Source organism: Blautia faecicola, assembly GCF_004123145.1.
GTDB classification, from domain to species: domain Bacteria; phylum Bacillota; class Clostridia; order Lachnospirales; family Lachnospiraceae; genus Oliverpabstia; species Oliverpabstia faecicola.
Map to the genome: position 1 here is coordinate 2,414,673 of NZ_SDKC01000001.1, position 24,928 is coordinate 2,439,600.

The window sequence follows — 24,928 nt, forward strand, 5'->3', positions numbered from 1 at the left end:
CCTGAGACATAAATATATGTCTGGTATTAACGTATTATTTATCGCTCGCGTATATCACATAGCCATACGCCTGCGTGGTCACCTGACTTTCACTGTCGGTACCCTCATCGGCTGAAAGTCTTGCCTGACTTTCATTGATCACTTCCATATTTTTGCTGACATACAGAATCGTTCCCGGCACCAGCACCTGCATGGGTTCCCGGATAATGATCACCTGCTGGTTTTCGCATCCGTCCGGTATTTTCGCAGTGGATGCATCTTTTCCTTTGGCATCCGTAAAGTCTGAAGCAAAAGCATATCCTTCTTTCTGTGCCTCTTTTACCGATCCGGCAAAAAAATCCACCTGATTAAATCCCCGGTAATCTGCCACAGACTGATATTCCAGCTGTACTTTCGCCTGCTTATCTTTTACCTGCATGCTTTTTACCGATACCGCCTCACTTCCGGCTTCTTTGTTATAGGCTTCCACCAGTTCGTTGATCTGAGCGGTCAGCTCTTCTTCATTGTAAGTTTCGTCGGAAAAATCCTCCAGTAACAGTTCTTCTACCGTTCCCTTGTCATCCACCGTCACGGTAGTCTCTGTCATCTTTTCTATTCCGCCACAACCGGACAGTAACAGTACTGCTGCCAGTGCCAGTCCAAGCTTCTGTTTTTTCATGATTCTTTCCTCCGGATTACTCCTCTGACTCTTCCGCTCCCGGATAGTCAGACCTATTATACCGTCTGAGTGGTTAATTTTCAAGGTTTTTTCAGGAATCCATCATTTCCAAGATCTCCAGACTTTTAAACCGTTTGTCGGTATAACGGTCTATGTAGCGTTTTACCCAGCGGGTCACTTCCCGTTCCACCTCCGGTTTCAGGGTAAAAGAATAGATTTTCTCCAGCGGTGTCGCCACCATATATTGCAGTGTATACAAGGCTGATGTGGAAACCGGTATTCCGTCTTTTACCTGTTTGCGACAGCCCTCACAGATACAGCCGGACGCTTCCAGCGAAAGTACGGTGAGATTTTCCGTCTTCCCGCAGATCCCGCACTCGAAAAGGCGCGGATATTCTCCGTTGATCATCATCGCCCGCATCTCGAAGATCGCGCGGATGAGCCGGTTGGAAATCTGCCCCCGGATCAGCGCTTTCATCGTGATGTACAGGAGATTCAGCATATCCGTCTCCCGGTTGCCCTCTCTTCCGTAATAGTCAGCAATCTCCAGAAAATAGAAACCATAGTACACGCCCGGCTGCTTTGCCGCAAGTTCCGTAAAATACTCCCGGATATTTGCCTGGGACAGTGTGTAAGCCGTTCGCCCTTCAAAAAGCTGAAAACTTCCGAACACAAACGGATTTGCTATGGCAAGATACGGACTGGTACTTTTTCTGGCACCTCTTGCAAACGCGGTGATCTTCCCCCGCTCCCGGGTCAGGATCACCATACGTTTGTCATAATCCCCGACCGGCGTGGCGGCTAACACCATGCCGGTGACGGTAATGGGTTCACTCATACAGATCAGATCTCTTTCTTGTTATATCCGAAGTTTTTCATCAGGGTATCACTGTCTCTCCAGTCTTTTTTGACTTTTACCCAGATCTTCAGATTGACTTTTTCTTCCAGCATCTTTTCGATCTCAAATCGGGCATTGCTTCCGATCTTCTTTAACATCGATCCCTGTTTTCCGATAATGATACCTTTATGAGAATCTCTCTCGCAAACGATCGTTGCCTCGATATCCACGATACGCTGCCCTTTTCTCTCCCGCATCTTTTCAATGGTCACGGCGATACCGTGCGGAATCTCCTCGTCTAACGCATGCAGCGCTTTTTCACGAATGATCTCCGCTACGATCTGTCGCTGCGGCTGATCGGTCACGGTATCTTCATCATAAAACATCGGACCGTACGGCATGTATTGAAACAGGCTGTCCACGATGTCTTTCGTGTTCTGTCCGCGCAGAGCAGATGCCGGGATGATCTCTGCAAAATCATACAGTTTCCGGTAATTGTCGATTACCTGTAAAATCTCTTCTTTTTTTACCGTATCCACTTTGTTGATTACCAGAATAACCGGCAGACTGGTCTTTTGTAACTGCTCGGCAATGTGTTTTTCACCGGCACCGATATACGTGGTCGGTTCTACCAGCCACAGGATCACATCCACATCTTTCAGTGTCTGCTCTGCCACATTTACCATATATTCGCCCAGTTTATTTTTCGCTTTGTGGATACCCGGTGTATCCAAGAAGATGATCTGTCCATCTTCACAGGTATACACGGTCTGGATCTTATTTCTGGTCGTCTGTGGTTTTTTGGATGTAATAGCGATCTTCTGTCCAATCAGATGGTTCATCAGCGTGGATTTTCCCACATTCGGTCTTCCGATGATCGCCACAAATCCGGATTTAAAATTTTCCTTCATAGATTCTCCTTTATTTTACAAGAGGTTCGATCTGTTTTAAGATCTCACGGTTCTTTTCCAGTGCGGATTCACTTCCCACAACACAGATATTCTTCTGTTTGAGCACTGATTCTACCAGATCACCGAGTGCCTGGATATCTTCCGGCTGAGCAGTCAAAATCTGATTTCTCTCCTCCTGCAGTTCTTCTTCCGTAACGCCTGCAAACCATGCGCCAAGGGACAGTTCTCCTTTTGCATATGGATTCAGCGGCACATCCAGATCACTGATCGTACCGATGATGTATTTGGTCATTTCTCTCTCGTCCGCAGTAAATGCACGCAGATACTCCGGTGTTTTTTCAAATACTTCCAGTGTATTTTTCAGATGCGGATCACGGTAAGATACCAGGAAGCTGTCTCCGGACCTCTTAAAACTGCTCATGCAACCGTAAGCACCGCCTTTGACACGGATATTCATCCACAGATAATCATAGCTTAAGATCACTTTCAGAATCCGCAGTGCTCCGGTATATGCATAGCCGGCTTCTTTGTAGTTACCGCTGACCGCCACATACTGTACCTGACCGGCGGTAGAGAAGCCTTCGTTTTTCTGTTCCAGATCATAATGGATCTTTCCGGTCTGTACCGGTGTCTGGTACAGGAGATGACGCAGAGTAGAAACTCTTCCCTCCACACCCAGATAACCTTTTTCGTCGGTGGTCACACTGACAAAAAGATTTTCCGGGCGGAAGATCAGAAGCATCAGTTTCTTCAGATTCTCTTTTAATGTCTCTTTTTTCTCTTCAAAATGTTTTTCCAGATCTTCGATCAGACGGAAATATCCGATTCCCGCGATTCGATCCTGGAAATTGGATATCGGTGAGTAGTAGGACGCTGCACGCATCACTGCCGTGGAATGCCCTGCCGCTGCCAGGGAAGACTGCAGGCGTGCTTTCTGCTGAGAAAGGATCTCATACAGACGCTTGTCATCGTCCAGTTTTGAAGTAAACAGGATCTCACGGATCATCGAGAATACAAATTCTTCTTTTTCCACCAGATATTTTGTCTTCACACCGAACATCCGCAGGCAGTCATCCTTCTGTTCCTTGCCCTGGAATACCTGTAATCCACAGTTGATGCCGCCACTCTGTGCGTTGATCTCATGGAAAAGTTCTCCATAAGTAAAGTGAGCGGTATCCACATATCCAAGAACGGATTTTAAAATTCCCATATAGGAAATCAGTTCGTCCGGCACCTGTTTCGTATCAAATAACAGTGTCAGATAGGTAATGCCGTTTGTATCCAGATTGTGATGCAGTACGGTATTTCCGGTTACATGATGCGGTATATTGTAGATTTTCAGTGCTTCTTTTCCGATATCCCCGCGTTTCAGCATCGGGATCTTTTCTTTTGCCTCGGCACTGTCCTCGCTGTCCTGAAATTCTTTCAGTTTTCTGGTCTTTTCCACCAGTTCTTCCAGCTGTTCCTTGGATAACGATGCTTTGTAAGCAGCTAATTTTTCTTCTGTCTGCTTCTCTTCCTGTGTGGTCAGTCCTTTTTTCGGGATGCCGAGTACCACTGCACTGTGCGGGTTATCCAGCATAGTCTCCTGAATCAGTTGTTCAAAAAATCCTTCACCGGCTTCTTTCTTTAACTCATCAAATGCCTGCAGTTTTTCCAGATGAACGAACGGTTTGTTGTCATCATACAGCCAGCTTTCGCACACATCGATGCTGTACATCAGTCCACGCGGATAGGAACCGTAATCAGATTCCCGGAAACGGAATTCCAGATAGTTGATACCTGCTGCGATCGCTTTCTGATCGATGCCGTCTTTTACCAGCTTTTCCAGTGTCTCGCGGATCACCTGCAGGAATTTTTCTTTGTCTTTTTCCTCGGCGCTCTTCACTTCTACTGTAAAGAACGGCTGATAAATCCCATCGTTGTAGCCACCGTCCACATCTTTGCCGATTCCGGCATCTAAGAGTGCCTGACGAAGCGGTGCACCCGGTGCGGAAAGCAGGACATAATCAAGGACCTCAAAAGCGGTGCATCGTTTCACATTCAGTCCGTCTCCAACCACCATACTGTATGTCAGATACGTATTTTCTTCTTCAGAATCGTTCTCTCCTATCGGATAAAATATCTTATGTTCTACCGGTTTCTCAAATGGTTTCTGTTTTGCGATCCGAGAATCTACGGTAATCTGATCGAATTTGCTCAGATATTCTCTGTCCATCCACTCCAGACGCTCTGCCATATCCATATTTCCATACAGGAAAATATAGCTGTTGGACGGATGATAGTATTTGCCATGGAATGCCAGAAAGTTTTCATAAGTCAGATCCGGGATGCATTTCGGATCTCCACCGGACTCTACACCATACGGGGTATCCGGAAACAGCACGTTGAAAATCTCACGTTCCAGCACTTCTTCGGAGGATGAAAATGCTCCCTTCATCTCGTTGTATACAACACCGTTGTATTTTAACGGATCTTCCACCTGATCCAGCTGATAATGCCAGCCTTCCTGACGGAAAATCTCTTCTTTTTCATAAATATTCGGATAAAATACCGCGTCCATATAGACGTGCATCAGGTTTTTAAAATCCTGATCGTTGCAGCTTGCCACCGGATACATCGTCTTATCCGGGTAAGTCATCGCATTTAAAAAGGTATTCAGGGAACCCTTGACCAGTTCCACAAAAGGATCTTTCAACGGGAACTGACGGGATCCGCACAGCACACTGTGTTCCAGGATATGTGCGACACCGGTGCTGTCTGCAGGCGGTGTCCGGAAAATAATATTAAATACTTTATTTTCGTCGTCATTTGCCAGCAGCATCACTCTTGCGCCGCTCTTTTTATGGCGCAGCAGATATCCGTCGGCATGGACGTCTTCGATTCTTTCTTTCTGTAAAACTTCATAAGCACTGCAATCTGTAATCTGCATTCCTGCCTCCCATCTCACAAAACCTTATTTTTCTTCCGGTTTCTGTGTCTCTTTCTTTCCGTTATAATAATTGTTCAGTAATTCGATCTGCTTCTTTTTCAAAATCAGGTTGATTCCTTCCGGATTCAGCACATAGCCTTCCACATCCTGGAGCATATAACGCGGCAGCTGACCAAACGGTACCTGGATCAGACGGTTCTGTACTTCTTTTCCGCGGTAATGTTTTACCAGTTCGCCGGTATCGGAAAAGATTGGCTGAAAACGTTCACCTTTTTTATTCTGGACAAACATCAGACGTACATTTTCTTTTCCGTTTTCATCTTTTGCCACATCTACCGGCATCAGATAGGTAGATCTTGTCAGGTTGGCTGACATTTCTTCTTCCAGATCTTTCAGTGCCACTCTGTCCGGTTCCACCCCCGGCTTTCTTAACTCCTGTAAAAAGTATACTGCGGACAGCAGTAACTGTGGGTTCAGGATCGGTTTGCGGTTCTCCGGAAGAGCATCCACATCCGGCATCCGGACGATCTGTGTCAGTTCGATCTTATTTTCCTGGTCTCCATCGCAGAATACCACTTCGTTGATTCCCATGGAAAACAGATTCATATAAAACATTGATGCATCCTTTTTCTGCACCTTCACCGGAAGAATCAGTTTCTTTTCTTCTTTATATTTTTCTGCAAATGCTTTCATTTTATCCTGATCGGTAAAAATCCATACCTGATCGTTAAAGCTCTCTTCATCGCAGGTGGCAAACGGCATCCGTGTCACTGCGGAATACGCTACCAGCATCTCATCCAGATTCTGTAATTTCTTAATAATAAATACCTGATCTACTGTCATTTCTTTATCTATCCTTTCGTCTTCCTTCGACTGTCTCTATTCACGTCGCTTACAGATAAGTATAGCATAAAACCGTCCCAAGAACAACGAGGGAAACGCGTTTTACATGCAGCAAAAAAGGACTGCCGCTTGCGCGACAGCCCTTTCGTTGTTTTGATTTATCCTCACGGAAGAATCTTAATTCAAGAATTACTCTTCTTTTCCGTACAGAGTGATCAGTTTGTTCAGATATGCATATCTTTCTTTTGCTTCGTTTTCGTTCTTAGCAAACAGTCTAGCTGCTTTTTCCGGGTTAGAACGTTTCAGAGAGTTGTAACGAACTTCGCCGTCCAGGAATGCCTGGTAATCTTCAGAAGCCGGTGCTTTGGAATCCAGTGTGAACTTGTTCTCTGCAGCCGGGTTGAAGCGGAAGTTATGCCAGTATCCACATTTAACTGCCAGTTCTTCCTCAGTCTGAGCTTTGCTCATACCTTTCTTGATACCATGGTTGATACATGGAGCGTAAGCGATGATCAGGGATGGTCCCGGATATGCTTCTGCTTCTGCGATTGCTTTTACAGTCTGGTTGAAGTCTGCACCCATGGAAATCTGTGCTACATATACATAGCCATAGGACATAGCGATAGATGCCATATCTTTCTTCTTGGTCTCTTTACCACCAGCTGCGAACTGAGCGATTGCACCTGTAGGTGTAGATTTGGAAGACTGTCCACCTGTGTTGGAGTAAACTTCTGTATCGAATACCATGATGTTGATGTCTTTACCGCTTGCCAGTACGTGGTCTACACCACCGAAACCGATATCGTAAGCCCATCCGTCACCACCGAAGATCCACTGGGATTTCTTAGCCAGGAAGTCTTTGTTCTTAACGATGTCTTTGCAGGTATCGCATTCGCATCCTTCCAGAGCAGCAACCAGTTTGTCTGTTGCAGCACCGTTGGTAGCGCCTACGCTGAAGGTATCGATCCATTCTTTACAAGCTGCTTTTACTTCATCAGAAGCTTTTTCGCTTTCCATAACTGCTTCTACTTTTGTTTTCAGACCGTCACGGATTGCTTTCTGAGCTAACAGCATACCATAACCGAACTCTGCGTTATCTTCGAACAGAGAGTTGGACCATGCAGGACCCTGTCCTTTTGCATTTACAGTATATGGTGTGGATGGTGAGGAGTTACCCCAGATAGAAGAACATCCTGTTGCGTTAGCGATGTACATTCTGTCACCAAACAGCTGTGTGATCAGTTTTGCGTAAGGTGTCTCTCCACAACCAGCACATGCTCCTGAGAACTCCAGCAGAGGCTGTTTGAACTGAGATCCTTTTACTGTATTTTCTTTGAATTTTGCGATTACATCTTCTTTCTCCGGCAGAGTTACTGCATAATCGAAGAATTTCTGAGATTCCACATTTGCTTCCATGTTTTCCATAGCCAGTGCTTTTGCACCTTTCTTGCCTGGGCAAACGTTTGCACAGGAACCACATCCGGTACAGTCCAGAGCGGATACTGCGATAGCAAATTTGTATTCTTTCATACCGGTCATGTCCAGAGCAACTGGTGCTTCAGCAGCCTCAGCTTCTGTCATGGCAACCGGACGGATTGCTGCATGCGGGCAGACGTATGCACAGCGGTTACACTGGATACAGTTTTCCGGAGTCCATACAGGTACGTTTACTGCGATACCACGTTTCTCATATGCAGATGTTCCAGATGGAGTGCTACCGTCTACATATTCTGTGAATGCAGATACCGGCAGGCTGTTTCCTTCCTGAGCGGATACTTTTGCCTGAATGTTGTTTACGAAATCAACAGCATCCTGTCTTCCGCTTGTTGCATGAGTCATGGTCAGTCCTTCGTCAGCTGCATCTTTCCAGCTTTCCGGAACTTCTACTTCTACAACCTGTTTTGCACCTTCGTCGATAGCTGCCCAGTTCTTAGCAACTACGTCATCGCCCTTACGTCCGTAAGTAGCCTTTGCTGCTGCTTTCATCAGTTCGATAGCCTGAGCTTCCGGAATGATGTCAGCCAGTTTGAAGAATGCAGACTGCAGAATTGTGTTGATACGGGTTGGTCCCATACCTGTTTCGATACCGATCTTAACACCATCAATGATGTAGAATTTGATGTTGTGGTTAGCGATAAATGCTTTTACCTGTCCCGGCAGATGTTTTTCCAGACCTTCCATATCCCATGGGCAGTTCAGCAAGAATGTACCACCGTCTACCAGTTCCTGTACCATGTTGTATTTTCTTACATAGGACGGGTTGTGACAGGCAACGAAGTTTGCTTTATGGATCAGGTATGTAGACTTGATCGGTTTTTTACCAAAACGCAGGTGAGACATTGTTACACCACCTGATTTTTTGGAGTCATAATCGAAGTAAGCCTGAGCGTACATATCGGTATTGTCACCAATGATCTTGATGGAGTTCTTGTTTGCACCTACAGTACCGTCTGCTCCCAGACCCCAGAACTTACAGTTGATGGTTCCTTCCGGTGTAGTAACCAGCGGAGCACCTGTTTCCAGAGACAGGTTTGTAACATCATCTACGATACCGATTGTGAATTTCTGTTTTGTTTTATTCTCATATACAGCTACGATCTGTGCCGGAGTAGTATCTTTGGAACCTAATCCGTAACGTCCGGTAAAGATTGGTGTATCATTGAATTTTGTTCCTTTCAGTGCTGCAACAACATCCAGGTACAGAGGCTCGCCCAGAGATCCTGGCTCTTTTGTTCTGTCCAGAACGGAGATCTGTTTTACAGTATCCGGGATAGCATCAACCAGAGCCTGTGCACAGAATGGTCTGTACAGACGAACTTTTACAACACCGACTTTCTGTCCTGCTGCCTGCAGATAATCGATGGTCTCTTCGATGGTATCATTTACAGATCCCATAGCGATAATAACGTGTTCTGCGTCAGCGGAACCATAGTAGTTGAACAGTTTGTAATCTGTTCCGATCTTTTCGTTTACTTTGTCCATGTATTCCTGTACGATAGCCGGCAGAGCATCGTAGTACGGGTTACATGCTTCTCTTGCCTGGAAGAAGATATCCGGGTTCTGAGCGGAACCTCTCTGACATGGATGATTTGGATTCAGTGCATGTTTACGGAATGCATCGATTGCGTCCATATCTGCCATATCTTTCAGATCTTCATAATCCCATGTTTCGATTTTCTGGATCTCGTGAGATGTACGGAATCCATCGAAGAAGTTGATGAATGGAACTTTTCCTTTGATTGCTGCCAGATGAGCAACCGGAGTCAGGTCCATAACTTCCTGTACGGAAGATTCACACAACATTGCAACACCGGTCTGACGACAGGCGTAAACGTCGGAATGATCACCAAAGATTGATAATGCGTGGCTTGCCAGAGCACGTGCAGATACGTTGAATACACCTGGTAACTGCTCACCGGCGATTTTGTACAGATTCGGGATCATCAGCAGAAGACCCTGAGAAGCAGTATAGGTTGTTGTCAGAGCACCTGCTGCCAGAGAACCGTGAACTGCACCGGCTGCACCAGCCTCAGACTGCATCTCTGTAACCTGAACTTCCTGTCCAAACATGTTTTTTCTTCCCTGTGTTGCCCACTCATCAGTAGCTTCCGCCATAACAGATGAAGGGGTAATCGGGTAAATGGCTGCTACATCGGAAAATGCGTAGGATGCATGAGCTGCAGCATGATTACCATCCATGGTTTTCATTTTTCTTGCCATTTCAAATTCCTCCTTATTTGAATTAAAAATAAAGTTGCTTTTACATAATTTCAACCTTATTCCCATTATAGCACTCTTTGTTGAGCCTGTCCATTTTTTACAAAAAAATCATGAAATGTTCTTATAAAAAAACATTTCATGATTTTTCGTTCCCTTTTTATTCGGCAAAATGTATAAAATCGTTTATTTTCTTACGATCTGTGCCATGGTTTCCCATTTTTCTTCCATATCTTTTACCAGTTTTAACTGGGTTCTGGTACGGTCCAGATTCTGTTCCGGATAATGGATTTTAAAATAGGTATCTCCCTGCAGATAATCCGTCAGGAAACGCATGCCGCACTCAAACGTCATGATTTTCGCACCCATCGGAAGCGCTTCCACTTCTTTTGGCGTCAGGCTGCCACGGCATCCTTCCATGAAGCCGTCGAAATATGCTTCGAAAAGAGTCATATCACAGGATACTTTATTCAGATCTTTTTCATCCTCTGCTGCTGTGCTTGCCCCAAAACGAATCGCATCACCGAAATCATATGCTGCAAATCCAGGCATTACGGTATCAAGGTCGATGACGCAGATGGCATTGCCGCTTGCTTTGTCAAACAGTACGTTATTTAATTTGGTATCGTTATGGGTAACCCGCAGCGGGATTTCTCCTGCTGCCAGCAGATCTCCGAAGTAGTGGCAGTCTTTTTCTCTTTCTCTAATGAAATTGATCTCTGCTTCCACTTTTTTGGCTCTTCCCATCACATCTTCCTGTACTGCCTGTTCGAATTTTGCATAACGGTCAACCGTGTTATGGAAATCCGGAATCGTCTCATGCAGTTTTTCTGCCGGGAAATCGGATAACAGATACTGGAAATTACCGAAAGCGTAACCACTCTTTTTCATTGCTTCCGGTGTATCGGCTTTATCAAAACTCAGGGAATCTGTGATAAACGGGTAAACTCTCCATCCGTCACCGTTCGCCTCTATCAGATAGGATTTTCCTTCTTTTGTAGGAATGACCTGCAGTGTCTCACGGTTCGGATCGCCGCCCTGTGCTTTGATCTTGTCTGTCAGGAAGCTGGTAACCTGCAGGATATTTTCCATCAGTTCCTTCTGATTTTTGAAAATATCTTTGTTCATTCTCTGCAGGATATACAGTTTTTCCTGTCCGTCTTCTTTTACTTCCAGACGGAAGGTATCGTTGATATGTCCGCTTCCGTAAGGTTCCACACTGACTACTTCGGTATTATCTCCCAGTTCGAACTTTCCGATCACATCCAGAAGTTCTTCTTTTGTTATCTGCTCCACGATCTTATTCCTCCCACAGTTTTTCCGGATATTTTCCTTCTGCTTTCAGTTTACAGATGGCATTTACAACGACCGGTTTATCTTCTTTATATGTTACACCGTACCATTTGTCCAGAGATTTCAGGACTTTTACATCGGCTTTGTCTTCTGCAAGCAGTTCGCTTACAACGGACGGAAGGAAGTATTCGCCTTTTAACGGGTTGGTTTTCATTGCTTCATCCAGGAATGCCGGGAAACGGTCTTTCAGTTCTTTTAACAGGCTTGCACTGAATCCCCACATGTTCATGGAAACGGTGCTGCCTTCCGGAATCACGGTCCAGGTTGCGCCGTCATCTTCGGTATATGCGGTTGTACCGTCCGGTCTCTTCTCGATATGGGTACGTTCCTGGATACCCATCAGGTAACCGTCTGCATCGGTCTCGCACACGCCACGGGCTACATGTCCGTTCTCGGTCAGTGTATTTTCCAGAACGTATCCAACCATCAGATAATGATATTTTTCATCATCCTCATGTGTGGTCAGGAAATCATAAATCATCTGGAATGCATGGCTTCCATAATAATCGTCTGCGTTGATAACGGCAAACGGTGCATCCAGTGTTCCCAGGCAGCTTAATACTGCGTGGCCGGTTCCCCATGGTTTTACTCTGCCTTCCGGTACACTATAACCTTCCGGAAGATTGTTCAGATCCTGGAATACATAGGAAACTTTCATGATCTTGCTGATTCTGTCTCCGATGGTCTCTTTAAAGTCTTTTTCGTTTTCTTTTTTAATAATGAAGATAACCTCTTCAAATCCTGCTTTTTTTGCATCATACAGGGAGAAGTCCATAATGATGTGACCTTCCGGATCGACCGGGTCGATCTGTTTTAATCCGCCGTAACGGCTTCCCATACCTGCTGCCATAATTACCAATACCGGTTTTTTCATAATTATCTACCCCTTTTCTTTTATTTTGCTATTTAACTGTCTGTTCCTTCAGTTATTTTTTGTTGTCTTTAGATTACCATGTTTTTTTCTTTTTTGATTTGCACAAAATTCGCTTTTATTTGCACAAAACTTGCTTTTCTTGTTTTTTTCTTTTATACTGTTATCATAAAATGCATATTTGACATTTTTCCAGTGAAAGGAGTGCTTGATCCATGGCTTACCAGCCGTTCCCTCTGACCGAAGAACTGCACATTACACAGATTATCACCATCCATTATTTTGAATATACCAACACCTATCATTTTCACGGGGAGTCCCATGATTTCTGGGAATTTCTTTGCGTGGACAAGGGCGAGGTGACGGTGACCGCCGGAGAGGAAAAACTGACCCTGCAGCAGGGGCAGATCATCTTTCATGAACCGAACGAATTTCATAATGTAGAAGCAAACGGAAAGATTGCTCCCAATCTTGTCGTGATTTCCTTTTCCTGCGATTCCCCCTGCATGGAACAGTTCCGCAACCTCATCACCACCATCAGCGAGACGGAAAAAACGTTTCTCGCTCAGATCATCCGCGAGGCCCGCCACTGCATCGCAACGCCGCTCGATAACCCCTTTACCCAGAAAATGGAACGGTGCGTCAGTGCACCCTTTGCCTCGGAACAGATGATCCAGCTTTATCTGGAACTGCTTCTCCTGTCGATGCTTCGCCGCCTCAAACAGAAAGAACAACCGGATCCTTCCGAAAAATCCACCCGGAAAGAAAACGATACCATCCTCTACCAGCGGATCCTTCTGTATATGAAAGATCATCTGCACAGCCAGCTGACCCTCGATCAGATCTGCCAGGCGAATCTTGTGGGAAAATCTCAGCTGCAAAAGCTCTTTCAGAAAGAACAGCACTGCGGGGTGATCCACTACTTTTCGTATCTGAAAATCGAGGAAGCAAAACAGATGATCCGGCAGGAACAGGCAAACTTTACGGAGATCTCGGATGCCCTCGGTTATACCTCCATCCATTACTTTTCCCGGCAGTTCAAGACCTTTACCGGAATGTCTCCGTCGGAATACGCAATCTCTATCAAGGCACTGGCAGAGGATGATTCCGCAAATGTACTGCATTGATTTCACCAGCGTCCGGATACTGTGAACCGTAACTACTTTCTGTTTTTTCTTTTCCCTTGCTTTTTTGCTGTAAATGGGATAACGTATTTTTAGACGCAGCTGTTACTTTTCGAAACAGCTGTCTTTAATATGAAAGATCTCTAAGGAGGGTTTTTATGAGAATCATTGTAACAAAAGATTATAACGACATGAGCCGAAAAGCTGCGAACATTATTTCCGCACAGATCATCACCAAACCGGACTGTGTTCTGGGTCTGGCCACCGGTTCTTCACCGGTAGGTACTTATAAAACACTGGTAGACTGGTATAAAAAAGGGGACCTTGATTTTTCTGAGGTTACTACCGTCAATCTGGATGAATACCGTGGACTGACACATGACAACGACCAGAGTTATTATTATTTTATGAATGATAACCTGTTTTCTCACGTAAATATCGATCCGGCACACACTCATATCCCGGATGGCACCGAACCGGATGCACAGAAAGCATGCGACGACTTCGAAGCCATCGTAAAAAGCTGTGGCGGAACCGATCTGCAGCTTCTTGGTCTTGGTCATAACGGACACATCGGCTTCAACGAGCCAGCCGAAGACTTCCCGAAATTCACGCACTGCGTAGATCTGACCGAGAGCACCATCCAGGCAAATGCCCGTTTCTTTGACAAACCGGAAGACGTTCCGACCCAGGCTTACACCATGGGCATCGGTACAATCATGCGTGCAAAACGAATCCTGCTGATCGCCAGCGGTAAAGACAAAGCAGCCATCGTAAAAGAAGCCCTGTTCGGACCGGTTCGTCCTCAGGTACCGGCTTCCATCCTTCAGCTTCACCCGGATGTAACCGTTGTCCTGGATGAAGAGGCAGCTTCCTGCCTGTAATCTTAACGTAATGTACTCTCGGAATCTTTCTGTGCTTGATTTTGTGAGATGATTTTTTGTCAGTCGCAAAGGCAAGTGCAGAAAGACTCCGAGAGTACATCATATATAAAAAAGGAACAGTTCCCATGCTGTTCCTTTTTTCAAATCATTTTATTAATATACTCTAGGAGGTATTACTTCTATGTTTATTCCAATCGACTACGAAAACTGGGACCGCAAAGAAATCTACGACGCCTTTCACGGATACATGTACTGCATGACCGTAGAACTGGATATCACCGAATTTCTCGAAAAAATCCATGAAAGCCACTGGAAATTCTATCCTTCCATGTGCTATTGCATCGCAAAAACCGTAAATGAACACCAGGACTACCGCTACGCCAAAATCAACGGTCATGTCGGCTACTTCGGTCAGGTCAATCCACACTACACCCTGCTTCGCACAAACTCCAACCACCTCTTCACCCACCAGTGGACCGATTACAACGAAGACTTTGCCGCCTTCCACAAACAATTCCTGGAAGACAAAGCCCTCGCAGAAGCCGGCGATACCTTGTACTACCCAAAAGAAGACGGTCTGAATAATGTGCATATATCCATCATGCCAAACACCAGCTACACAGCCCTGAGCTACTCCAAACCAGATTCCTTCACCCACTACAATACTCCTACCGTCAGCTACGTTCCCTTCATCATGATCGGAAAATACCACGAAGTCGACGGCAGGGTAAAAATCCCAATCACCACCGAATTCCACCACGCCGTAAACGACGGCTACCATGCAGAACAATTCTTCCATCTGCTGGAAGACTGCTGCAGGGAATTCTAAAAAATCCGCTTTTTTATAATCTTCTATAATAAAGCCTACACAAAAAGGACTGTACAAACCCAATACTGTACAGTCCTTTTACCAGCTTTTCTAAGCGCTGCCGACTACCAGAAAGCCCACGCTTGCCCGACCCGTTGCATAATGCGTGGATTTTCGTCCGTCAAACGACGAATTTACCCTTCATGCACCAAAGCCAGATAAATCATAGCCACCCCAATCAACAAAATCAAAACTCCCATCACAATCCGCAAAACCTTACTAATCCTCTCATACTTTGGATCATACATCCACCGTTCCACCACACTGTAACTCGTCCCTGCCGTAACCAGCAAAACACTGTGTCCAATCGCAAACATCACCATCAGGAAAATCCCCCATGCCGTCTTCCCAGCCTGAGCCGCCATTGCCAGCAGCGCGATCATCACTGGCGTAGAACAATGCGAAGCCACCGCTCCACTCACCATGCCAGCCAGCAGTGCACCAAGATACCCTTTCTTCGTCACCTTCGGACCACAGTGACAATGACCATCTCCCTCCTGGCAGTCCACCGGATGATGATGCTCCTTCTCGTGATGATGGTGATGATCATGACATTCGCAACCGTGTTCCTCATGACTCTCTCCGGTTCCGTGATCATGTGGATGGTTCGGTAAAATCTTTATCACACCCCAGATCTGTAACGCCATCAGCACCATAACCACACCAAGAATCCCGTACCACCAGGCACCGAACTCATGCAGATAATGTCCCAGCACAGACGCCAGGGAACCAAAAACCAGAAATGTCAATGCAAGACCGCCCGCCATCGTCAGAGACAGACGAAACGCCTTTTTCGTGTCATTCTTCGCAGACCCGCCGATATAAGCGATCACCATCGGCACACTCGATAACGAACACGGTGTGAAAGAAGTCACCAGACCTCCCACCAGTGCCAGAACCGGCGCCAGCCAGATATACTGCTGAATCAAATTTGCTAACGTATTTAACCACTGTGTCATAATTTACTCCTCTTTTCTTTACGTTTTATGTTTGAACATATGAACGGTTCTTCATTTTCCCGAAAATGCAGACAAGGAGCCTGTCCGCTTACACGGGCAGTGCTCCTTGTCTCATAAAGCTGTTTTCCAATAAATAAAACGCTCTTACTTCTTTATTTAGTTATCTTCTTCCTGCATCAGATATACCTGACGTTTTCTTGCCATCTCATCACTTGCCAGATATTCATCGTAGGTTGTGATCTTATCGATCATAGAACCATTCGGCATGATCTCCATGATACGGTTTGCTGTTGTCTGTACAAACTGATGGTCGTGGGATGCGAATAACAGAACACCCGGGAATTTGATCAGACCGTTGTTCAGTGCGGTGATGGATTCCATATCCAGGTGGTTCGTCGGCTCATCCAGAATCAGGATGTTCGCTCCGGAAATCATCATCTTGGATAACAGGCACCGTACTTTTTCACCTCCGGAAAGTACTTTCACCTTCTTCACACCGTCCTCACCGGCAAACAACATTCTTCCCAGGAAACCACGGACATAGGTGGCATCCTTGATCTCGGAATACTGGGTCAGCCAGTCTGCGATGGTCAGATCATTGTCAAAATCTTTGGTGTTGTCCTTCGGGAAGTACGCCTGGGAAGTTGTCACACCCCATTTGTAATTACCGGAATCCGGTTCCATTTCACCCATCAGAATCTTGAACAGAACGGTTTTTGCCTGCTCATTACCACCGACGAAAGCAACTTTGTCTTCTCTTCCCAGTGTGAAAGAGATATTATCCAGAATCTTCACACCGTCGATCGTCTTGGAAAGATTTTCCACCATCAGGACTTCGTTACCGATCTCACGGTTCGGACGGAAGTCGATGTACGGGTATTTTCTGCTGGATGGACGGATCTCATCCAGCTGAATCTTTTCCAGGGCTTTCTTACGTGAAGTTGCCTGTTTGGACTTGGAAGCGTTCGCACTGAACCGGGAGATAAACTCCTGCAGTTCTTTGATCTTTTCTTCTTTCTTCTTGTTTGCTTCCTTCATCTGTTTTACCAGCAGCTGACTGGACTCAAACCAGAAGTCGTAGTTACCGGCATACAGCTGGATCTTACCATAGTCGATATCTGCGGTATGGGTACATACTTTATTCAGGAAATAACGGTCGTGGGATACCACGATTACGGTATTTTCAAAATTGATCAGGAACTCTTCGAGCCATGCGATCGCATCCAGATCCAGGTGGTTGGTCGGCTCGTCGAGAAGCAGGATGTCCGGATTACCGAACAGTGCCTGTGCAAGCAGGACTTTCACCTTTTCAGAACCGTTCAGGTCTGCCATCTGTGCATAATGCAGTTCGGTCGGGATTCCCAGACCATTTAACAGCTGCTCTGCATCGGACTCTGCATTCCAGCCATCCATCTCTGCAAATTCCGCTTCCAGTTCGCTGGCACGGATACCGTCTTCCTCGGTAAAATCTTCTTTTGCATAGATCCTTTCTTTTTCTTTCATGATCTCATACAGACGGGCATTTCCCATGATAACGGTATCGAGTACCTGATACGCATCGTATTTGAAATGATCCTGCTGTAAGAAAGAAAGCCTCTGTCCCGGTGTGATCGTGATGTCACCGTTGGTAGTCTCTAACTGTCCGGACAGGATCTTCAGAAATGTAGATTTTCCGGCACCGTTGGCACCGATCAGTCCGTAGCAGTTTCCTTCTGTGAATTTAATATTTACATCTTCAAATAAAGCTTTTTTTCCAATTCGCAATGTTACATTATTTGCTGCAATCATGTTTGTTTCCTTTCCTCTATGAAAGTTTCTGGTTGCTCATATACGAAGCCGGAGATCTTTGCAGACCACCGGCTTTCCATATAATCCTATACTATTTTACAGGAAATTTCCAGATTTGCAAGAGGAAATTTCATCAAATGTGTGTTTTCGCCTCTTTTTGCGCTTCATCCATTCCGTAATCAAACATCTTCATCGAAAGATGTCTTCCAATCAAGGTCAGATTGGACATGATCGTCTCAATGTCATTGTCCTCCTGCACACCAAGACGATCGCATAATGACACTTTTGCCCGATACACTTCTTCGTAAAGTTCACTGCAGTAAGACCCTTTGGAAAATTCATCCTGTACCTGGTCTTTTGCCGGATCATTCACTTCATCCACAACCAGACTTCCATTCATCAGCTCGAAAATCAGATTTTTCTTTTCTTCACTTTCGTATCTCACATCCGCATCCTTTCCTGTACAAGTTCATGACTTCTGTACATAATTTGCTTTTTTTCTGTAATATCCACACAGTCTGTTCTGCTTTACAACTGTTCCCTGTGTTTCATGCTTTTATTATAGATGACAGACATTTTTTTATCAATGGACTTTCCCTGAAAACCGAAAGATTCGTTCCTGCTTTTCTGACACTGTTCGACAGGTTTTTCTTTTTAGAACGGCGTTCCCTCGAGATCATATGGTGTGCACTGATATACATAATAGTTCAACCAATTCGTATACAGGTTGTTTGCGTGTGCTCTCCATAAAAGTCTCGGGCGAAGATCCGGGTCATTTTCCGGGTAATAATTGGCAGGGATCTCAATTTCCAGTCCCTTGCTCTTGTCTCTCTTGTACTCTCCGTCCAGCGTCACGCGGTCATACTCCGGATGTCCCATCACAAAGATCTGACGACCGCCCATTGCCATACACAGGAACACGCCAGCCTCTTTGGACTCTGCCAGTACGGTCAGATCCTTGCAGTTATGGATATCCTCTGTGAAAACCTCGGTATGGCGGGAATGTGGTGCCAGGAACAGATCGTCAAATCCACGGACCAGCGGAATCTTCCGGTTCTGCACTTCATGCCAGAACAGACCAAACATTTTCTTCGGCAGCTGGCGTTTTTTCAGACCATAATGGTAATACAGTCCTGCCTGCGCGCCCCAGCAGAGATGAATCGTGGAAGTCACATGGGTTTTGCTCCACTCCATGATCTCGGTCAGTTCATCCCAGTAGTCCACTTCTTCAAATTCCATCTGTTCCACCGGTGCTCCGGTAATGATCATGCCGTCAAACTTCTGATCTTTCACCTGATCAAAACTTACATAAAATTTATTCAGGTGGCTTCTGGAAGTATTTTTTGCTTCATGGCTTGCCACCGCCATAAAAGTCACATCGATCTGCAGTGGTGTGTTGGACAAAGAACGAAGCAGCTGCAGTTCGGTCTCCTCTTTTAACGGCATCAGATTCAGAATCACGATCTGGATCGGACGGATATCCTGGTGCATCGCACGGGTATCGTCCATCACAAATATATTTTCCTGTTCCAGAATCTCTTTTACCGGTAAATCACTTTGTATCTTAATCGGCATTGTTATACATCTCCTGTCTTTGTATTTACATCAACGGGGCAATCAGTCGAAGAACTCTTCCCGTCAGTTTCGTAATGAATTTTTCGTTTCTCCAGTCTTCCATGGTGATCTCTCTGCAGTCTTTCAGCGTCTCCTGGAAATCCGCCTCCACCTCTGTGATCTGCGGCACCTGATACAGATACACTGCACATTCAAAATGAAGATACAGGCTCCGGTAATCCAGATTGATGGTTCCCACCACACCTTTACAGTCATCCGAAGTAAAGGATTTTGCATGGACAAATCCCGGTTTGTACTGATAAATCTTCACTCCCGCACGCAGAAGTTCCGGGTAATAGGTCTTTGCCAGTGCAAATGCATAGGCTTTATCCGGGATTCCCGGCATGATGATCTTCACATCCACCCCGCGTTTTGCCGCATAGGTGAGTGCCGTGATCATCTCATGATCCAGGATCAGATACGGTGTCATAATATGCACATAATCTTTCGCACTGTTCAGAATGTCCAGATAGACAAGTTCGCCTACATTTTCATGGTCAAGCGGACTGTCGCCGTACGGGATCACATAACCGTCTCCCTCCATCATGCCGTAGCAGTGGGAGGCATCCAGATATCGCTCATAATTTTCCTGCGGTTCATCCACATTCCAGATTTCCAGGAACATCAGCGTGAAGTTTCTTACCGCCTCTCCCTGGATCATGATTGCGGTATCTTTCCAGGTTCCGAACCGCTCCAGTTCTCCGATATACTCGTCCGCCAGATTGACACCGCCGGTAAATGCGGTCTTTCCGTCGATGACTACGATCTTTCTGTGATCGCGGTTGTTCTGGACGGTGGATAACGCCGGTTTGATCGGGTTAAAGATCTTACATTTGATTCCGTATTCTTCCAGTTTTTTCGGATAATTATACGGCAGCAGAGAAATACTGCAGGTACCGTCATACATAAACCGGACTTCCACGCCCTCCTGTACCTTCTTTTTCAGGATCTCCAGTACCGTGTTCCACATCTTTCCTTCCGCAACGATGAAGTATTCCATGAAAATAAACTTTTCCGCTTTGTTCAGCTCCTCGATCAACGCTTCAAACTTATCTTTTCCCCATGGATAATACGCCGTGTGGTAATTCTTATAGGTAGGAAATCCACCCTTTTCCATCACATATCTGGATAAATTGGAGGTACGCTTATCGGTCTGTTCCAGTTCTTCAAACACATCCGGATCCTGCAGGACATATTTTCGCATCTGCTGTTCCACATCCTGCAGCCGTCGATTCAGTAACCTTTCCCCTGCCTGAAACTCCACAAACAGATACAGCAGCATACCAAACACCGGAAAAATCGTGATTGGCACCATCCACGCCAGTTTAAACGCCGGATTGCCGGGACGGTTGATGATAAGGATCGCAGTCAGCGCCGAGAGTAAGGCAAACAGCCAGTAAACATAGATTACATGCTGCTGCAGTCTGCTGAATACCATAAACAGGATCCCCAGCTGCAAAAGCAGTAACAGCAGGATAACTCCGGTACGGCCAAACAGAATCCGGCCGATACCGCTTTTTCCTTTTTTTACGATTTTCTTTCCAGTTTCCGATTCCCGAATCTCCTGAATTTTTCCCATTCCTGCACCTAATTCTTTCTATTTCATCACGTTATCTTTTGTCTCTTTTTTTCTGCGCCGTTACTGTCCATTCTACTCAATCTCACGCGGAAAGTCAATGTGGCGAAGTCACACGCCTTTTTCCATCATCTGGATAAATGTCTCTTCTGAAATGATCGGAATGCCCAGTTCTTTCGCTTTCTTATTTTTAGAAGAAGAAGACTGGGTGTCATTATTGATCAGATAGTTTGTCTTCGAAGTCACACTGCCGGTCACTTTTCCACCTCTCTTTTCAATCTCCTCTTTCACTTCTTTTCGATTGGAAAAATGCTCTACACTTCCGGTAATCACAAAGTTCATACCGTGAAAGATCTGTTCCTCCTTCTGCTTCGGTGCTTCCCCGAGTTCCAGATGGGACAGCAGGTGATCCAGTTTCTCCTGTCTTCCTTCTTTTTTAAAGTAATCCACAAAACTTTTCGCGATCACCGGACCGATCCCGTCGATCGCCGCCAGTTCTTCTTCCGATACATGACGGATCTTTTCCATATCATAGCCCAGTTCTTTACAGATCATCTTTGCATTGGCAACTCCGATACTCGGGATTCCCAGTGCATACAGAACTCTCGGAAGTTCTGTCTTTTTCGCCCGGTTCAGGCTCTCGATCAGATTTTCATAGGATTTTTCGCCAAATCCTTCCATCTGGATGATCTCGTCTTTGTATCTGTCGATCTCGAAAATATCACCGAAATCCCGGATAAATCCTCTGGCGATGAATTTTTCCAGTGTTGCCTCGGATAATCCGTCGATATTCATCGCATCACGGCTGACAAACAAGGTAAATCCTTTGATTGCCTTCGCCGGACATTCCGGGTTGCGGCAATACAGAGATTCCACATCGTTGACCTTCTCGATCACCGTTTTCCCACCGCATGCCGGACAGATTTCGGGGATATCTTTCACGCCGCTCTTTGTCAGGTTCTCACCGATCTGCGGAATGATCATATTCGCTTTGTATACTTTGATCCGGTCACCGATACCAAGCTCCAGTTTCCGCATGATACTGATATTGTGCACACTCGCCCGGCTCACCGTAGAACCTTCCAGTTCCACCGGCGTAAAGATCGCCACCGGATTGATCAGACCGGTTCTTGACGGACTCCACTCGATCTCCTCAAGTGTTGTCTCTGCCATCTCATCCGCCCATTTGAACGCAAATGCATTCCGCGGGAATTTTGCAGTTCTTCCAAGGGAATCACCGTAAGCAATATCATCATACAGTGCCACCAGTCCATCCGACGGGAAATCGTTATGTTCGATCTGTGTGGCAAAATACTCCATCGCCTCATCCAGTGTATCGCTCGTCACCACCCGGTATTCCACGACCTCAAATCCCTGATCTTTCAGCCATTCCATCTGCTGCTGTCTGGAATTGGCAAAATTCACGCCCTCTGCCTTCACCAGGGAAAATGCATAAAAACACACATGACGCTTTGCTGTGATCTCATTGTTTAACTGACGGACCGATCCGCTGCACAGATTTCTCGGATTCTTATATCTTGCATCCACATCCTCGATCTCGCTGTTGATTTTTTCAAACTCGGAGTATGTGATGATCGCTTCTCCGCGAAGCGTCAGTTCCCCCTGGTATGGGATCTTTAACGGAACGTTATCAAACACACGGGCATTGTTAGTAATGACTTCACCGACCACACCGTTTCCACGGGTTACCGCTTTTTGCAGACTGCCCTGATTGTAAGTGAAAACAACCGTCAGTCCGTCCATTTTCCAGGAAAGCAGTGTTTTATGCTCCCCGATAAATCCACGCAGTACTTCCCTGTCTTTCGTTTTATCCAGAGAAAGCATCGGACTTTCGTGTGCTTCTTTCGGAAGTTCATCCACAGCCTCGTATCCTACAGTCGTCGTGGCACTTCCGGCAAGAACCATCTGTGTTTCCTCTTCCAGTTTTACCAGTTCATCGTATAACGCATCATATTCCAGATTGCTTATGATCTCCCGGTCTTCCGCATAATAGGCACGGGATGCTTCTTTTAGGATGCCGGAGAGTTCTTTCATTCGCTGAATTGCTTTTTGCTTTTCTTCTGCTTTCATACGCCACCTCTTGTTTTTCTCTGTTTTTCTTTTCTCTCTTTCACGGACAGAGAGGTGGAACCGGATAGCAGCGCGTCCAGCTTTCTTCTCTCTTCGCCTTCTACGCTGCGCCAGGTTCCCTCTTTCAGGTTTCCAAGCTGTATATTCATGATCCGGACTCTCTGCAAAGTCAGTACCCGGTATCCGAGTGCCTCACACATCCGGCGGATCTGGCGGTTCAGTCCCTGTGTCAGAACGATCCGGAAGCTTTTCTCTCCTGTTTTTTCCACTTTACAGGGGCGCGTCACCGTGTCCAGAATCGCCACGCCACGGCTCATCTGCTGGCAGAATGCTTCTGTGACCGGTTTATTGACCGATACCAGATACTCTTTTTCGTGATAGTTTCCCGCCCGCATGATCTTATTGACGAGTTCGCCGTCATTGGTCAGAAGCAGTAATCCGGTGGAATCTTTGTCCAGACGCCCTACCGGATAGATTCGTTTCGGATATTTCATATAATCCACAATATTGTTTTTTTCTTTTTTTTCTGCGGTGCAGACAATCCCTGCCGGTTTGTTCATCGCCAGAAGTACTTTCTCTTCTTCTTTTTTTACCGGTTTTCCATGCACCCGCACCTCACTGTCCGGTGCGATCTTCATTCCCATGCTGGCTGCTTCTCCGTTCACCGTCACGTAGCCCTGTTCGATCCAGCGGTCTGCCTCTCTCCTCGAGCATACACCGGCATCACTCAGATATTTATTTAACCGAATACTTTCCATCTTTTTCTCCATATGACTCGTTGCCCGCGTAAACGAGATAAAATACGCTTCGCGAATTTTACTCGCTATCGCGGCAGTCGTCAAGGTCCCGTGCAAGCACGGACTTTGACTCGTTGCCCGCGTAAAACAAAGGGCTGTTACTTTAACGTTTTCAGAATCTCTTCTGAAACCAGTCAAAGCAACAGTCCCCTTCTCTTTTCCTGTCTACTGGAACATATCGCCCCTTACATAGCCAGTTTGTCCTTCAAATTCAATTTTGATCCAGTCTCCGTCCTGACCGGTCTTGGTCATGGTCTGTCCGCCCACCAGTTTTCCGATGGACTCTGCATCCTGAGATGGCTCTTTTCTGACATTGCAGTTGGATTTTACAGTAATCTGTGCTCCTTCTGCCGCTTCCATCGCGGAAGATCCTTCCACACCAAGTTCTGACAGATAGCCGGACAGTGCTTCGTCCGAAGCCAGTTTTTCATCGTAGGATGCCTGTGTACTGTTCAGCAGTTCCTGTACATCAGACTCATCAATCTTTTCACTGATATACGCCAGCTGTTCTTCACTCAAATCTGCCACAATGTACAGACTTCCGTCTTCTTTTGTATCCACATACAGATAACTGATTCCCGGAAGAAGGGTATCATAACCTACATATTTGTGGTCGTAAGATGCAAATACCACATAACTGGTATCCGTCATTCCTTTTTTTGTATAAACCTGTACGTTACTGTAGCTTTCAATATACTGGGAATTCGTGATCGCGCTCTCATCGGACGGATCCAGTTCATCCACCAGTCCCTTCAGGCTCTGCACATCTTTGTTGGTCAGTGCTGTATAATACTTTTCAATCAGTGCATTGACCTGCGGATAAGCGTTAAGTTCCAGTTCTTCTGCTGCCGGTGTTGTCTCCGGTTCAGCGGTTACTGTCGGTGTCTCCTCTGCTTCCTGTGTCGGTGTCGGCGTTTCCGCTTCCTGCTGTGTCTCCTGTTTCGGTTCGGTCGTTTTCTGGTTTCCAAACTTCGAGGAAATAAAACGCACACCGAAAAATAAAATCAATACCACTGCCAGAATACCGAATCCCAACATGAAATACCGCAGATTATCTGACAGCCACTCTCTGAAATCATCCATATCGTATGCCTCCTTATGACC

The 24,928-nt window shown here is 45.9% G+C and carries 19 protein-coding genes; 3 read left to right on the forward strand and 16 right to left on the reverse strand.

What is annotated here, in order from left to right; all coding sequences use genetic code 11:
• Positions 1-34: 34 nt before the first annotated feature.
• The 8 genes from ETP43_RS10840 to ETP43_RS10875 form a co-directional block, all read right to left on the reverse strand.
• Entirely contained in the window at positions 35-658 is a 624-nt protein-coding gene (locus ETP43_RS10840; protein ID WP_129258052.1) for a hypothetical protein, read from the reverse strand.
• 91 nt (positions 659-749) lie between these two features.
• Entirely contained in the window at positions 750-1,496 is a 747-nt protein-coding gene (recO, locus tag ETP43_RS10845; RefSeq protein WP_129258053.1) for a DNA repair protein RecO, read from the reverse strand.
• A gap of 5 nt (positions 1,497-1,501) precedes the next feature.
• The gene (gene era, locus ETP43_RS10850; RefSeq protein WP_129258054.1) at positions 1,502-2,407 is read right to left on the reverse strand and encodes a GTPase Era; all 906 of its coding nucleotides are present in this window, start codon (positions 2,405-2,407) and stop codon (positions 1,502-1,504) included.
• 10 nt (positions 2,408-2,417) lie between these two features.
• On the reverse strand, positions 2,418-5,339 hold the full coding sequence (locus tag ETP43_RS10855) for an insulinase family protein (protein ID WP_129258056.1): 2,922 nt from the start codon (positions 5,337-5,339) through the stop codon (positions 2,418-2,420).
• Positions 5,340-5,363: 24 nt separating this feature from the next.
• Positions 5,364-6,182: an SseB family protein gene (locus tag ETP43_RS10860; protein WP_022399793.1), complete on the reverse strand. Its 819-nt coding sequence runs from the start codon at positions 6,180-6,182 to the stop codon at positions 5,364-5,366.
• A 189-nt stretch (positions 6,183-6,371) separates the two neighbouring features.
• A complete protein-coding gene (nifJ, locus tag ETP43_RS10865) occupies positions 6,372-9,902 on the reverse strand; it encodes a pyruvate:ferredoxin (flavodoxin) oxidoreductase (protein WP_129258058.1) in 3,531 nt (1,176 codons plus the stop codon).
• A gap of 183 nt (positions 9,903-10,085) precedes the next feature.
• Complete coding sequence (locus ETP43_RS10870; RefSeq protein WP_129258060.1) at positions 10,086-11,195, reverse strand: phosphotransferase enzyme family protein; 1,110 nt, start codon at positions 11,193-11,195, stop codon at positions 10,086-10,088.
• A gap of 4 nt (positions 11,196-11,199) precedes the next feature.
• Positions 11,200-12,126 carry a nucleotidyltransferase family protein gene (locus tag ETP43_RS10875; RefSeq protein WP_022399790.1) on the reverse strand — a complete coding sequence of 309 codons (927 nt, stop codon included), beginning with the start codon at positions 12,124-12,126 and terminating at the stop codon, positions 11,200-11,202.
• A gap of 212 nt (positions 12,127-12,338) precedes the next feature.
• On the opposite strand from ETP43_RS10875, the gene ETP43_RS10880 reads away from it, so the two are divergent.
• The 3 genes from ETP43_RS10880 (at position 12,339) to ETP43_RS10890 (ending at position 14,960) form a co-directional block, all read left to right on the forward strand.
• Positions 12,339-13,250 (forward strand): AraC family transcriptional regulator, encoded by a 912-nt coding sequence (locus ETP43_RS10880; RefSeq protein ID WP_129258062.1) that lies wholly within the window; start codon positions 12,339-12,341, stop codon positions 13,248-13,250.
• A 155-nt stretch (positions 13,251-13,405) separates the two neighbouring features.
• A complete protein-coding gene (gene nagB, locus ETP43_RS10885; protein WP_022399788.1) occupies positions 13,406-14,131 on the forward strand; it encodes a glucosamine-6-phosphate deaminase in 726 nt (241 codons plus the stop codon).
• A gap of 181 nt (positions 14,132-14,312) precedes the next feature.
• The gene (locus ETP43_RS10890; RefSeq protein ID WP_129258064.1) at positions 14,313-14,960 is read left to right on the forward strand and encodes a CatA-like O-acetyltransferase; all 648 of its coding nucleotides are present in this window, start codon (positions 14,313-14,315) and stop codon (positions 14,958-14,960) included.
• A 173-nt stretch (positions 14,961-15,133) separates the two neighbouring features.
• On the opposite strand, the gene ETP43_RS10895 is transcribed toward ETP43_RS10890, so the two are convergent.
• From ETP43_RS10895 to ETP43_RS10930, 8 genes are all read right to left on the reverse strand, one after another.
• Complete coding sequence (locus ETP43_RS10895; protein WP_129258066.1) at positions 15,134-15,958, reverse strand: cytochrome c biogenesis CcdA family protein; 825 nt, start codon at positions 15,956-15,958, stop codon at positions 15,134-15,136.
• Positions 15,959-16,114: 156 nt separating this feature from the next.
• Positions 16,115-17,746: an ABC-F family ATP-binding cassette domain-containing protein gene (locus ETP43_RS10900; protein WP_129258068.1), complete on the reverse strand. Its 1,632-nt coding sequence runs from the start codon at positions 17,744-17,746 to the stop codon at positions 16,115-16,117.
• Between the two features lie 133 nt (positions 17,747-17,879).
• Complete coding sequence (locus ETP43_RS10905; protein WP_022399784.1) at positions 17,880-18,191, reverse strand: hypothetical protein; 312 nt, start codon at positions 18,189-18,191, stop codon at positions 17,880-17,882.
• Between the two features lie 209 nt (positions 18,192-18,400).
• A complete protein-coding gene (gene metA, locus ETP43_RS10910) occupies positions 18,401-19,321 on the reverse strand; it encodes a homoserine O-acetyltransferase MetA (protein ID WP_129258070.1) in 921 nt (306 codons plus the stop codon).
• A 25-nt stretch (positions 19,322-19,346) separates the two neighbouring features.
• On the reverse strand, positions 19,347-20,939 hold the full coding sequence (cls, locus tag ETP43_RS10915; RefSeq protein ID WP_022399783.1) for a cardiolipin synthase: 1,593 nt from the start codon (positions 20,937-20,939) through the stop codon (positions 19,347-19,349).
• A gap of 108 nt (positions 20,940-21,047) precedes the next feature.
• Positions 21,048-23,027, reverse strand: a complete 1,980-nt coding sequence (gene ligA, locus ETP43_RS10920; RefSeq protein WP_243114257.1) for an NAD-dependent DNA ligase LigA — start codon at positions 23,025-23,027, stop codon at positions 21,048-21,050.
• The gene (gene rluF / locus ETP43_RS10925; RefSeq protein ID WP_330546515.1) at positions 23,024-23,785 is read right to left on the reverse strand and encodes a 23S rRNA pseudouridine(2604) synthase RluF; all 762 of its coding nucleotides are present in this window, start codon (positions 23,783-23,785) and stop codon (positions 23,024-23,026) included. The genes ligA and rluF overlap by 4 nt, the downstream gene beginning before the upstream one ends.
• Before the next feature lie 204 nt (positions 23,786-23,989).
• A complete protein-coding gene (locus ETP43_RS10930; RefSeq protein WP_164979689.1) occupies positions 23,990-24,907 on the reverse strand; it encodes an SH3 domain-containing protein in 918 nt (305 codons plus the stop codon).
• Positions 24,908-24,928: the final 21 nt, after the last annotated feature.